10 protein-coding genes and 1 tRNA gene are annotated in these 13008 nt (G+C 71.6%); 6 read left to right on the forward strand and 5 right to left on the reverse strand.

What is annotated here, in order from left to right; all coding sequences use genetic code 11:
* Nucleotides 1–56: 56 nt before the first annotated feature.
* A complete protein-coding gene (locus tag CFRA_RS03365; RefSeq protein WP_075663458.1) occupies nucleotides 57–1142 on the forward strand; it encodes a hypothetical protein in 1086 nt (361 codons plus the stop codon).
* 68 nt (nucleotides 1143–1210) lie between these two features.
* Here the strand turns inward: CFRA_RS03365 and CFRA_RS03370 are convergent, their stop codons facing one another.
* Nucleotides 1211–2242 carry a DUF1906 domain-containing protein gene (locus tag CFRA_RS03370; protein WP_075663459.1) on the reverse strand — a complete coding sequence of 344 codons (1032 nt, stop codon included), beginning with the start codon at nucleotides 2240–2242 and terminating at the stop codon, nucleotides 1211–1213.
* Between the two features lie 461 nt (nucleotides 2243–2703).
* Between CFRA_RS03370 and CFRA_RS03375 the strand changes: the two genes are divergently transcribed.
* Nucleotides 2704–3219: a DUF4352 domain-containing protein gene (locus CFRA_RS03375; RefSeq protein ID WP_156887953.1), complete on the forward strand. Its 516-nt coding sequence runs from the start codon at nucleotides 2704–2706 to the stop codon at nucleotides 3217–3219.
* Nucleotides 3220–3464: 245 nt separating this feature from the next.
* Here the strand turns inward: CFRA_RS03375 and CFRA_RS03380 are convergent.
* The 4 genes from CFRA_RS03380 to CFRA_RS03395 all read right to left on the reverse strand — a co-directional run bounded on the left by CFRA_RS03380 (nucleotide 3465) and on the right by CFRA_RS03395 (nucleotide 5910).
* Nucleotides 3465–3537, reverse strand: a tRNA-Arg gene (locus CFRA_RS03380).
* A gap of 158 nt (nucleotides 3538–3695) precedes the next feature.
* Nucleotides 3696–4286, reverse strand: coding sequence for a dihydrofolate reductase (locus CFRA_RS03385; protein ID WP_075663461.1), 591 nt, complete (start codon nucleotides 4284–4286; stop codon nucleotides 3696–3698).
* Complete coding sequence (locus CFRA_RS03390) at nucleotides 4286–5095, reverse strand: thymidylate synthase (protein ID WP_075663462.1); 810 nt, start codon at nucleotides 5093–5095, stop codon at nucleotides 4286–4288. Before CFRA_RS03390 ends, CFRA_RS03385 begins: the two co-directional genes overlap by 1 nt.
* A gap of 53 nt (nucleotides 5096–5148) precedes the next feature.
* Complete coding sequence (locus CFRA_RS03395; protein ID WP_075664836.1) at nucleotides 5149–5910, reverse strand: 3'(2'),5'-bisphosphate nucleotidase CysQ; 762 nt, start codon at nucleotides 5908–5910, stop codon at nucleotides 5149–5151.
* Nucleotides 5911–5944: 34 nt separating this feature from the next.
* Between CFRA_RS03395 and CFRA_RS03400 the strand changes: the two genes are divergently transcribed.
* The 4 genes from CFRA_RS03400 (at nucleotide 5945) to CFRA_RS03415 (ending at nucleotide 13002) form a co-directional block, all read left to right on the forward strand.
* Nucleotides 5945–11050: an ATP-dependent helicase gene (locus CFRA_RS03400; RefSeq protein ID WP_075663463.1), complete on the forward strand. Its 5106-nt coding sequence runs from the start codon at nucleotides 5945–5947 to the stop codon at nucleotides 11048–11050.
* Between the two features lie 350 nt (nucleotides 11051–11400).
* A complete protein-coding gene (locus CFRA_RS03405; RefSeq protein WP_075663464.1) occupies nucleotides 11401–12288 on the forward strand; it encodes a DNA-formamidopyrimidine glycosylase family protein in 888 nt (295 codons plus the stop codon).
* Nucleotides 12289–12300: 12 nt separating this feature from the next.
* The gene (locus CFRA_RS03410) at nucleotides 12301–12579 is read left to right on the forward strand and encodes a PLD nuclease N-terminal domain-containing protein (protein ID WP_083666805.1); all 279 of its coding nucleotides are present in this window, start codon (nucleotides 12301–12303) and stop codon (nucleotides 12577–12579) included.
* Nucleotides 12580–12588: 9 nt separating this feature from the next.
* Nucleotides 12589–13002, forward strand: coding sequence for a YccF domain-containing protein (locus tag CFRA_RS03415; RefSeq protein WP_075663466.1), 414 nt, complete (start codon nucleotides 12589–12591; stop codon nucleotides 13000–13002).
* Nucleotides 13003–13008 lie beyond the last annotated feature (6 nt).

Consider the following 13008-nt stretch of genomic DNA (forward strand, 5'->3'; position numbering starts at 1 on the left):
CCCCCTCGCCGCCTCCGCGGCGCCGCCTGCGCGGCGCCGGTACTAGGATCTTGCGCATGTCTGAATCCTCCGGCCGTGACGGGGTGGCCACGGTCAACCGGGTCCTCGTCGGAATCTGCGCGGTGCTCGCCGTGGCCGTGCTCGTGCTCGTCATTGCCTTCGTCAACCTCTCGCGCCCCGGCGGCGGGGAGGCCGCCTCGGGCGAGGGAGTCGTCGGCGACGGGGGAGTGGTCCAGGACGGGCTGCACGGCGGGCCGGTGGAGAACGCCACGGCCGCGCAGGTCAGCGTGATCCGGCTGAGCGACGGCAAGCGTCGCGGAACGGCCTCGGAGCGCTATGCGCGTCCGGCGTTGAGCCTGGCCAAGCTCTACATCGCGGACTACGTGCTCGACCACGGGACGGTCTCGCAGCGGTGGGAGGCGATCAACATGATCTCGGACTCCTCGGATGCCGCGGCCAAGGACCTCTACACCGCCTACCCGGACTCGATCGACGCGACCGCGGAGAAGTACGGGCTCGAGTCGACCCGCTCGGGCGAGGACTGGGGCTACGCGCTGACCTCCACCTATGACGTGGCGACCTTCGTTGCGCGCGTGCTCGACGCTGACCCGACCTCGCCGATCCTGGTCGCGATGGCCCGGGCGGCGGACGTGGCCGAGGACGGCTACGAGCAGAACTGGGGCACGGCGTTGCTGCCTGGCACGATCGGCACGAAGTGGGGCTGGTCGAATGACAAGGAGCTGCACTCCTCGGTCTCCTTCAGCGAGAACTTCGTCGTCGCCGCCGCGGTGACCGGCTCGAGCGAGGATCTCACCGAGCTCGTCGAGGACCGGATCAAGGGCATGGGCTCCTGGATCGGCGACGACGCGGTCGACCACATCGACGCGGACAAGTCGAATGACAAGTCCGGGGACAAGTCCGCCGAGAAGTCCTCCGGGGAATCCGGGAAGAAGTCCGGCGACAAGTCGGACGACAAGAAGTCGGGCGAGAAGCGCGACGAGGAGAAGCCCGACGAGAAGAAGTCCCAGGACGGCAAGAAGCCGGAGGACAAGTCGAATGACAGGTCCTCCGGCCGGTCCGGGGAGAAGAAATCCCCGGAGAAGTCCTCCGCCGAGCCCTCGGCGAAGAAGGGCGAGAGGTAGCCGCCGGCGGGGGAGTGGCCGCCGGCGGGGGGAGTTGCCGCCTGCGGGGAAATGGCCGCCAGCTGGAGCTAGCTGGACAGTCGGGCGGCCTGCTCGGCGATCGAGCGCAGCTGCGCGCCGTTGACGGAGATGCCGCCGGGCAGGTTGATGGTCACCTTGTCCAGGCTCGGCAGGGTGAAGTTCTCGGTGCTGCCCAGCGGTAGCCCTCCGCCCTGGCCGCCGCCGTTGCCGCGGGTGCCGCCCTGGCCGCCGCCGTTTCCACCGTTGCCGGCATTGCTGCCGTTACCGGTGCCGCCGGCGTTCCCGGTCCGGCCGTTGCCGCCGCTCGGCTCGGCGTTCGTGCCGCTCGGCTGCAGCGCCGGCAGGGAGGTGGTGCCCGGGGTCCACTGGCCCCAGTCGCGGGTGTAGACGTCGTTGATGTCGACGTCGACCCCGCCGACGCGGGCGGTGACACCGGGGCGCTGGTAGACGTTGGCGCGCGGGTGGATCTTGCCGTTGGAGCCCCAGCCGTGCTGCCAGAAGTACTCGCCGATGCCGTCGGCGATCAGCCAGTCCATGGTCGGGTAGTTGGCGTAGACACCGGTCTTGAGTCCGGCGGCGGCCAGCGCGGCCGAGAAGCCCTTGAGGTACGGCTTGATCAGCGTCTCGTACTCGTTGCGGGTGGGGTTGTCGTCGATGGCGACGTAGATCGGCTTGCCGGTCGGGCCGCCCGCGGCGGCGTGCAGGGCGATGGCCTTCGGCGCGTGCTTGGCGGCACCGGCGGCACCTTCGCGCCAGTCGGCGGTGCGGTCCTTGCCGTACTGGTAGACGGAAGCGGTCGCCAGGCCCGCGGCGGCCAGGGCCTTGGTCTCCTCGATCTTGACGGGCTTGCCCTTCATCCAGGCCTCGCGGGGCTCGGAGATGTAGCGGATCGCGCCGAGGTGCCCGGCGCTCTTGATCGCCTGGGCGCTCGGCACGCCGCCGGAGTAGTCGAGGACGGTGCCGAGCGAGCGGCCCTGCGCGTTGGCCTGCGGCAGCACGGCGGCGCCGGCGCCGAGGGCGAGGGCCGCGCCGGCGACGCGGAAGAGACTGCGGCGGTTCATCGGGGAGTTCAGGTTCATGGTCGCTCCTTGGGAGGGAAGGCAGGTGGCGGACGGTGTAGGAAGCGTAAGTCCGAGCCGGACACCAACAATCCCAGTAGTCACACGAGTAACAAGCGTAACTATAACAGCAAGGTGTCGGGAGGGCCGGACGGCGGTGTGCCGTGCGTTGTCGCCCTTTGCCCACCTTCGGGATAGATGCCATGGGTTCCGGCTTCGGCGGACACGTCGGTTGCGGGGCGTCATGCTTTCACCGAGATGTGCGCGCGGTCGAGTGCGTGGCGGTCTGTTGACGGTTGCGCACTGAGGGGCTTTCGGGGTCTGTTGGATGGATTGGCAATCGAGCGAACGTCGTTGGGGCTGGAGGCCACTCTCTGGAAAAGAGATCTATTTACGTATGTGTCGCACGGAGGGGGTAGCGGGGTTGATGCGGTTTTAGCTGGGCCAGGAGGGAAAATCGGCTAACTGCTAGTGTTGCCGTTATGAAGAAAAGACTTGCATTCATGGTGATGATTCCATGTTTGGCTTTGGCTGCATGCTCGGGCCAGAACGATGAGCGGTCGGGGGCGAGCGCTGACGGGTCGGGCTCTTCCGGGGTGGAAGCGGCGGATCGTTTCACGGGCGAAGTCGGCGATTTCACGATTCATGTGACTGATCTCGGGGACCCCTCGGAAATCGCGGAAGTCGAGATGCCCGATTACGACGGGATGAAGCAGGTTTCTGTGTCTGCCGATGTGACCAACAATGGCGCGAAGGAGATCGACCTTGCCTGCGGATTCGACCTGGACGTCCGTATTTTTTCCAACGGCGAGTCGTGGGGCAACGTTGGGTACCTGGAGCGGGTGCCAGGTAACCCGTCCTGCGAGGATCATCTCAAACCAGGTGAGACCCAGAAGATGACATGGGTCTCTATAATGCCGAGCGAGAAGCAGCCGACAGACCTTGAAGTGGAGGATACGTCCGATCCGAATGCGTATGCCCAGATAAAGGTTCGGTAGAGACGTCGAAAGGGGCCAGCAGAGTCGCCCCGGAGGCTAGGCCACCCGATCCGCTTCCTATGCGGATCTGGTGGCTTTTCGTGTTTTGGCGTGTGTGGAGTTACGCACTTGCCTGGCGTGGCGGTTTTCTTGTCTTCCGCAATCAAGTCGAGCTGATCTGTGGAAGTGGGACCTCTGCTCAAGCGAGCCCGGAGACGCGGAAAACCCGGGCCACCGAAGAGACGGTGGCCCGGGTTTTCACGGGGTGCCCCAGAAAGGATTCGAACCTTCGACACCCGCTTTAGGAGAGCGGTGCTCTATCCCCTGAGCTACTGGGGCCGGCGCCCGCCTCAGGCGGGCACCCGACCAGGGTACCGCACCGGCGCGGGCGCCCGTAAACCCTCCCGGTCCTGCCGGTAATGCCGGGCCGCAGGGCGGCAGGCCCCGGTCCTCCCGGCCGCGGACGCCCCGCAGACCCCGGCGCTCAGGCCAGGCGCTCAGGCCAGGCGCTTGCGCTCGTAGCTGAGGAACCGGTAGCGCAGCGGCATCTCGCTGACGCCCACGGTCAGGCGCCCGCGCTCGGAGGCCAGCCAGCCGCTGTCGGAGACCTGCGAGAAGTCCTCGGGCACGTCCGGCGCGGAGACCGCACGTTCGCGCAGCACGGGGAGCAGCACGGCGTCGACAAGCGTCACCTCGATGCGGTCGACCACCTCGACGGCACGCGCGTAGAGGCGCGCGCCGCCGATGATCCAGCCGTCGTGGCCCTCGCGCTGCTCGTGGCCGACCAGGCCCTGGCGGCCGACGCGGCCGGGCAGGCCGGTGAAGCCGGTCAGGTCCGGAAGGGAGCTGACCACCTCCGCGCCGGCGGACCACTCGCCGGGCTCGCGAGAGGAGACGACGATGTTCTCCCGGCCCGGCAGCGGGCGGTTCTTCGCCGGCAGCGACTCCCAGGTGCGCCGCCCCATGATCACGGGGAAGCGCAGGGTGGTCTCCTTGAAGTGGGCCAGGTCCTCGGGCAGGTGCCAGGGCATCGTCTCGCCGTCGCCGATGACCCCGTCGACCGACTGCGCCCAGATCGCGCCGAGCATCAGACCGCCACCGGGGCCTTGATCGTCGGGTGCGGGTCGTAGCCGACCAGCTCGACGTCGTCGAAGTCGTAGTCGAAGAGCGAGGCGGCCTTGCGCAGCTTCAGCTGCGGGTACGGCCGCGGGGTGCGCGAGAGCTGCTCGGCGACCTGCTCGCGGTGGTTGTCGTAGACGTGGCAGTCGCCGCCGGTCCAGATGAACTCGCCGACCTCCAGCCCGACCTGCTGGGCGACCATGTGGGTCAGCAGCGAGTAGGAGGCGATGTTGAACGGCACGCCGAGGAACATGTCCGCGCTGCGCTGGTAGAGCTGCAGGCTGAGTTTGCCGTCGGCGACGTAGAACTGGAACAGCAGGTGGCACGGCGGCAGCGCCATATTCTCAAGCTCGCCGACGTTCCAGGCGCTGACGATGTTGCGCCGGGAGTTAGGGTCCTCGCGCAGCAGGTCGAGGGCGCGCTGCATCTGGTCGATGTGGCGCCCGTCTGGGGTGGGCCAGCTGCGCCACTGCACCCCGTAGATCGGGCCCAGCTCGCCGTCCTCGTCGGCCCACTCGTTCCAGATCCTGATCCGGTTGTCCTGCAGCCAGTGCACGTTGGAGTCGCCGCGCAGGAACCACAGCAGCTCGCCGACGACCCCGCGGAAGTAGACCTTCTTGGTGGTCAGCAGGGGGAAGGACTCGGCGAGGTCGAAGCGCATCTGCGCGCCGAACAGGCTGGTCGTGCCCGTCCCGGTGCGGTCGTCCTTGTGTGCGCCGGTCTCGATGATCCGGCGCAGCAGGTCCTCGTAGGGGGTCTCAACCGGTGCTGCACTCATGGGCGTCACCCTACCGCGGGGCCGGGCCACCTGACGTCACCGGTGGCGGGACGTCACAGGTAGCTGCCGTTCTCCTCGAGGAAGGTCGCGGCGTGCTCCATGATCTCGTCGGCCAGCTCCGGGCGGCAGATCAGGATGTCCGGCAGGTAGGTGTCCTTGTGGTTGTAGGTGGGCTCGTTGCCGTCGAGACGCGAGCAGTGCAGCCCGGCTGCGCGGCACACGCCGATCGGGGCGGCGGAGTCCCACTCGTACTGGCCGCCGGCGTGGATGTAGGCGTCCGAGTCGCCGAGCAGCACGTTCATGGCCTTCGCGCCGGCTGAGCCCAGCGGCACGGTGGTACGGCCCATCTTCTCGGCGATGTACTCGGTCACGGCCGGCGGGCGGTTGTGCGAGATGGTGATCTTCATCGAGTAGGGGCCGGTGACCGCGCGGACGTCGCCGGTGTGGAAGACCACGCCGAGGTCGGGCAGGCCGACGGCGGCGTGGGTCGGGCGGCCGTTCTCGACCAGCGCGATGTGCACGGCCCAGTCCTGGCGGCCCGTAGCGAACTCCTTGGTGCCGTCGAGCGGGTCGATGATCCAGACCCGGTCCTTGCCCAGGCGGTCCGGGTTGTCCGCGGCCTCCTCGGAGAGGAAGCCGTCGTCGGGGCGGTGCTGCTCGAGCACGCGGGCGATCCAGCTCTGCGCGAGCTCGTCGCCGGCGTCGCCGAGGTTTCGTCCGCGCAGCAGGCCGACGTTGCGCACGCCCTTGAGAATTTCACCGGTGCCCTGTGCCAGCCTCTTGGTGAGGCGGGCGTCGGAAAGCTCAGCTGTCATGGTGACCACTCTATCCGTTTGGTTAGATCGAGGCATGGCCTCCCGCATCCTCGACGACTTCCGCCCTCAGGTGGCGCAGTGGTTCCGGGAGGTCTACGAGAAGCCCACGAAAGTGCAGGAAGAGGCCTGGGCGACCATTTCCCGGGGCGAAAACGCCCTGGTCGTCGCGCCCACGGGCTCCGGCAAGACGCTCGCGGCCTTCCTCTGGGCGCTCGACTCGCTGGTCGAACCGGCCGGCCAGGCGGTGCTCACGGCCCCGGGCGAGGGCGCGCGCGAGATGAGTGCGGCGGAGAAGGGCCACGGGGTCAAGGTGCTCTACATCTCCCCGCTGAAGGCCCTGGGTGTGGACGTGGAGCGCAACCTGCGCGCCCCGCTGACCGGCATCGCCCGCGTCGCCGAGCGCACCGGACAGGCGGTGCCGAACATCACCGTCGGCGTGCGCTCGGGAGATACCCCACAGGCCGAGCGCGCCCGTCAGCTGCGCCGCCCGCCGGACATCCTGATTACCACCCCCGAGTCGGCCTACCTGATGCTCACCTCGAAGGCGGCCGGGATCCTCCGGGACGTCGACACCGTCATCGTCGACGAGATCCACGCCCTGGCCGGCACCAAGCGCGGCGCGCACCTCGCGCTCTCGCTGGAGCGGCTCTCCCGGCTGACCGGCCGCGACCCGCAGCGCATCGGGCTGTCGGCGACGGTGCGCCCGCTGGACGCGGTCGCCGACTTCCTCGGCGGCGACCGCCCGGTGGAGATCATCGCCCCGGCCGCCCCGAAGCGCTGGGACCTCAAGGTCCACGTGCCGGTGGAGGACATGGCGGACCTGCCCGTGCCCGAGGAGGGCTCGACCATCGGCGCGGCCGTCGTCGACGACACCGTGGGCGTGACCGGCGGGGTGCCCGAGGAGTCCGCCCTGCCGGCGCAGAAGTCCATCTGGCTGTTCATCGAGCGCGAGCTCTACGCCGAGATCACCGCCGCGCGCTCCACGCTCGTCTTCGTCAACTCCCGGCGCACCGCCGAGCGGCTGACCAGCCGACTCAACGAGCTGTGGGCCGCCGAGCACGACCCGGAGTCGCTGGCCGCGCCCACCCGGCGCGACCCCGCGCAGCTGATGAAGTCGGTCGACACCGCCGGCTCCGCCGCGCCCGTCATCGCGCGGGCCCACCACGGCTCGGTGTCCAAGGACGAGCGCGCCGCCACCGAGCGGATGCTGAAAGAGGGCACGCTCAAGGCCGTGGTGGCCACCTCCTCGCTGGAGCTGGGCATCGACATGGGCGCCATCGAGCTGGTCGTCCAGGTCGAGTCGCCGCCCTCGGTCGCCTCCGGCCTGCAGCGCGTGGGCCGCGCCGGGCACACAGTCGGCGCGGTCTCGCACGGCTCCTTCTACCCGAAGCACCGCGCAGACCTGGTGCAGACGGCCGTGACGGTCGAGCGCATGCGCACCGGCTCGATCGAGGAGATCCACCCGCCGAAGAACCCGCTGGACGTACTCACCCAGCAGACCGTGGCCGCCGTGGCGGCCGCCGACCTCGACGTCGAGGACTGGTTCGCCACCGTGCGCCGCGCCCACCCCTACCGCGAGCTGCCGCGCGAGGTCTTCGACGCCGTGCTCGACCTGGTCAGCGGCGTCTACCCCTCGGCCGACTTCGCCGAGCTGAAGCCGCGGGTGGTCTACGACCGCACCACCGGCGTGCTCTCCGCACGCCCCGGGGCGCGCCGGGTGGCCGTCACCAGCGGCGGGACCATCCCGGACCGCGGCATGTTCGGCGTCTTCCTGCAGGGCGGCGGCGAGAACGGTGCCCCGCGGCGTGTCGGCGAGCTCGACGAGGAGATGGTCTACGAGTCGCGCGTGGGCGACGTGTTCACCCTGGGCGCGACGAGCTGGCGCATCGAGGACATCACCCGCGACCAGGTCCTGGTCACCCCCGCACCCGGCCACACCGGGCGCCTGCCCTTCTGGAACGGCGGCGCGGTGGGCCGCCCCGCCGAGCTCGGCCGCGCGCTCGGCGCCTTCCGCCGCGAGATCCTCGCCGAGGCCGACTCGACCGACCCCGGCGCGGGCGCCGATACCGACGCCGGCGTGGGCGTCACCGTCGGCGCGGGCGGCGCCGAGGAGCGCCTGCGCACCGCCGGGCTTGACGACGACGCGCGGGCCAACCTGGTCGCGTACCTGCGCGACCAGCGCGACGCGACCGGCGTGGTGCCCGACGAGCGCACCCTGGTCCTCGAGCGCTTCCGCGACGAGCTCGGCGACTGGCGCGTGGTGCTGCACTCGCCGTTCGGCAGGGGAGTCAACGCCGCCTGGGCCCTGGCCGTCGGCGCGGCCGTCGAGGAGACCCTCGGCATGGACGCCCAGGCCGTCGCCGGCGACGACGGCATCGTGCTGCGCCTACCGGACGCCGACGCCGAGCCCTCCGGCGCGCTGTTCGCCCTCGACCCCGACGAGGTCGGCGAGACCGTGGCCGCCCGCGTCGGCGACTCCGCGCTCTTCGCCGCCCGCTTCCGCGAGTGCGCCGCCCGCGCCCTGCTGCTGCCGCGGCGCAACCCCGGCCGACGCGCCCCGCTGTGGCAGCAGCGCCAGCGCGCCGAGCAGCTTCTCGACGTCGCGCGGCGCTACCCGTCCTTCCCGATCATCCTGGAGACCGTCCGCGAGTGCCTTCAGGACGTCTACGACCTGCCGGCCCTGGAGGAGGTGCTGCGGGCGGTCGCGCTGCGCCGCGTGCGCATCGCCGAGGTCACCACCGAGCAGCCCAGCCCCTTCGCCTCCTCGCTGCTGTTCAACTACACCGGCGCCTTCATGTACGAGGGCGACACCCCGGCCGCCGAGAAGCGCGCCGCCGCCCTCGCCCTGGACCCGGCGCTTCTGGCCAAGCTGCTGGGCACCGTCGAGCTGCGCGAGCTGCTCGACCCCGAGATCATCGCCGAGACCCACGCCCAGCTGCAGCGCACCGCCGACGGCCGCCGCGCGCGCGGGCCCGAGGAGCTCGCCGACGTGCTGCGCCTGCTCGGTCCCGTGCCCGTCGAGGAGCTGGGCGACCACTGCGACTTCGCCGACCCCGCCGGCGTCGCGCGCGCCGAGCTTGCCGGGCGCGTGATGTCCGTGCGCTTCGCCGGGCGCGAGCACCTCGCCCAGATTCCCGACGCCGCGTTGCTGCGCGACGGCCTGGGCGTGCCCGTCCCGCCGGGCGTGCCGGCCCAGGTGGACACCGTCGTCGACGCCCTCGACCAGCTGGTGGCCCGCTGGGCGCGCACCCGCGGCCCGTTCACCCTGCGCGACCTCGCCGGCGCCTTCGGGTTGTCGGTGTCGGCCGCGCACTCCGTGCTCGAGACCGCCGCGCGGGCAGGCAAGGTCGTCGAGGGCCGCTTCCGCCAGGGCGTGGAGACCGCCGAGTACTGCGACGCCGAGGTCCTCGGCGTGATCCGGCGGCGCTGCCTGGCCGCCGCGCGCCGGGAGTCCCGCCCGGTCAGCCAGTCCGCCTTCGGCCGCTTCCTGCCCGAGTGGCAGCAGGTCGCGGCCGTCGGCGAGCGGCCGGGCCTGCACGGCGTCGACGGGGTCTTCGCCGTCGTCGAGCAGCTCGCCGGGGTGCGGCTGCCGGCCTCCGCGTGGGAGTCGCTGGTGCTGCCGGCGCGCGTCGACGGCTACGAGCCGCGCTGGCTCGACGAGCTGACCACCTCCGGCGAGGTGCTCATCCGCGGCGCCGGCACCGCCGGGGCCCGCGACCCGTGGATCACGCTCCTGCCCGCCGACTACGCGGCCCAGCTCGCGGATGGCACCGACTTCGTCGGCACCACGAGGCAGAAGGACGGTGGCGACGGCGAAGCCGTCGCCACGTTCAGCGGCCTGCAGGAGTCCGTGCTCGGCGTCCTCGGCAGGGGAGGGGCGTTCCTGTTCACCGACCTGCTCGCCGAGGTCACCGGCGAGGACCTCGGCCTGGTCACCGGCCAGGTCACCCCTGAGGAGCTGCGCGAGGCGATCTGGGGCCTGGTCGAGGCCGGCCGGGTCGCCCCCGAGAGCTTCGCCCCGCTGCGCGCCCGGCTCGCCGCCTCCGGGCCGGCCTCCGGCTCGGCCCACCGCGCCAAGCGCACCCCGGGGCGCACCCGCCTGCGCATGGGACGCACCAGCTTCGCGCAGTCCCAGCGCGCCGGGGCCTTCGGCAACTCCGGCGGCAGCCGCGTCCCGCCGGACATGCGCGGGCGCTGGGCGCTCGCGGTCGCCCCGACCGAGGACGCGACCACCCGCTCGGTGGCCCTCGGCGAGGCCTGGCTGGACCGCTACGGCGTGCTCACCCGCGGCAGCGTCGTCGACGAGGGGGTCACCGGCGGCTTCGCCCTGGCATACAAGGTGCTCTCCAGATTCGAGGAGAACGGCCGGGCCCTGCGCGGCTACCTCGTCGAGGGCCTGGGCGCGGCCCAGTTCTCCGCCCCGGCGATCATCGACCGCCTGCGCGGCTACGCCGACACCCCGGACCTGGAGGGCTGGCCCTCGGGGACCCGTGAGCCGAAGGTCCACGTGCTGGCCGCCTGCGACCCGGCCAACCCCTACGGCGCGGCCCTGCCCTGGCCGCGCAAGGGGCCGACCCGCTCGGCCGGCGCGCTCGTCGTGCTCGTCGACGGCCTGCTGCTGGCGCATGTCACCCGCGGCGGACGCCGGTTGAGCCTGTTCACCGGCAGCCTCCCGGCCGGCCTCGGCGTCGGCGAGGAGGAGCTCGCCGGGCTCGTCGTGCGCGCCCTGGCCGAGCTCGTCGCCTCCGGGCGGGCCCGCGGCTTCGTCATCGAGCACGTCGACGGCGAGCCGGCGCTGACCCACCCGCTGGCCGACGCCATGCGCGCCGCAGGCGCGCGCGTCACCCCGCGGGGGCTGCGCGTGACCGCGCACGCGGGCGGGGCGGGACGTCGTCAATCGAGGGGGAACCAGCCCCGCCCGGAACGCCCCGCGCACGGCGGACGCAGCCTCGGCGAGGCGCTCGAGGAGCTCAGCTTCGACGATGACGACGAGCTGCCCTGGGGCGGCGAGCCCGACCCCACCGTCTGGGAGGGCGGCCGGGAACAACCCCCGCGTGGGGGTGGCTTCGGCCGCCGGCGCCGTGGCGGCAGGGGCGGATGGGGTCCACGTGGCGGCGGTGGCGGGAGACGTGGCCGCTGACACACCTGCCCACCGCGGTGGGCGTATGTGTACGGAGGAAATAGTTCGACCCCACTTATAGTCCGTGGTGCAGCGGGGCGAGGATGCGCCACCAGGGGATCCAGCTCCGTCGCCGACGGGAGTCGAACCACCGCGAGTCGACCCCGACCGCGCACCGCGGGACGGGTCGCCAGGGGGAGCGCCCGCGGCCGCCTCCGGGGGAGAACGGGGAGGCGGCGGGGGCGCGGGCGCGGCGGTCTCACGGCCTCACGGCGACGGCGTGGACCCCACCGGTGGGAGGGTTCAGGAGGCCCGGCAGGGACGCCGGCACCGGAGGAGGGCGCCGCGGCGCCGCGTAGCATGAAGGGGTCATGCCCGAGGGAGACTCCGTATTCCAGCTGGCCCGCCGCCTGCAGTTCATGGCCGGACGCACGGTCACCGAATCCTCGCTGCGGGTGCCCCGGCACGCCCTGGCGGACTTCACCGGAACCACCTGCCGGCGCGTGTGGCCCTACGGCAAGCACCTGTTCATGCTCTTCGACGACGACGTGCTGCACACCCATCTGAAGATGGAGGGCACCTGGTCCGTGCACCGCGCCGGCGAGCGCTGGCGCAAACCCGGCCACACCGCGCGCGTGGTGCTGCGGCTGGCCGACACCCCGGGAAACCCGGACATCGAGGTCGTCGGCCACTCGCTCGGGCTGGTCGAGGTCTTCCCGGCCCGTGAGTGGTCCGCACGCATGGGGCACCTGGGCCCCGACGTGCTCGGCGCGGACTGGTCGCGCGGCGGGGCGCAGGAGGCGCGTCGCCGCCTGCTCGCCCGGCCCGACCGGCCCGTGGGCACCGCGATCCTGGACCAGAGGAACCTCGCCGGGGTGGGCAACGAGTATCGCGCCGAGATCTGCTTCCTGCTCGGCGTCCACCCGGCCACGCCCGTGCGCGCGGTGGACGTGGACAGACTGCTCGCGCTGACCCACCGGCTCATGCGCGCCAACCGCGACTCGCCGATCCGGGTGACCACCGGCGTGCGCCGGGCGGGGGAGAGCTCGTACGTCTTCGGCCGGGCGGGCAGGCCCTGCCGGCGCTGCGGCACCCCGATCCGCTCCGGCTGGCTCGGCGGGCCGCCGGCACCTGCGGGCACCCCGGGCGGCGGGCGCCGCGACGAGCGGGGGCGCACGCGCACCCCGGGCGACGCCACGGAGCTCGAGCGCGTGATCTGGTGGTGCCCGCACTGCCAGCCGATGCTCGGTTCGGACTGACCGTCGCCGGGTATGCTGCCGGCAGAGTCGGCGATGAAAGGGGAAGTGATTTTGGCATCGGAGGAGTCGCCTCTGGTTCCCGCCCCGGTAGACGTGTTCTTCTATGTGCTCGTCCTGGCAGGGGTGGCCCTGATGTGCGCCGCCTTGGTCGTGCTGTTCCGCGGTGACGCGGCAGGGCTGCGTCGGTGGGTGTGGGCGGCCGTCATCGTCCTGGTGCCGATCGTCGGCCCGGCGGTGTTCCTCCTCGTCAACCGCTCCGGTCGCAAGGCCAAGGAGAAGATTCCCCGCTAGCCTGGGGCCATGAAGCTTCTGCTCAACCTGATCTGGTTCTTCCTCGCCGGGCTGTGGCTGGCGATCGTCTACTTCGTCTTCGGCGTCGTCGCCTGCATCTTCATCATCACCATCCCCGCCGGCGTGGCCAGCTTCCGCATGGCCAACTACGCCCTGTGGCCCTTCGGGCGCACCGTGGTGCGCGAGACCGGGCGCGTGCGTTCCCTGTCCGGGGTCACCAACGTCATCTGGTTCCTCGTCGCCGGCCTGTGGCTGGCGATCGGCCACCTGACCACCGCCGCCGCGCAGGCGATCACCATCGTCGGTATCCCGCTGGCGATCGCCAACGTCAAGATGATCCCGGTGACCTGCTTCCCCTTCGGTAAGCGCGTCGTCGACAGCGACCACGTGCCGGCCGGCTGGGAGCCGATGGTCCGGATGTGAGCCGGC

The organism is Corynebacterium frankenforstense DSM 45800 (assembly GCF_001941485.1).
GTDB lineage: Bacteria > Actinomycetota > Actinomycetes > Mycobacteriales > Mycobacteriaceae > Corynebacterium > Corynebacterium frankenforstense.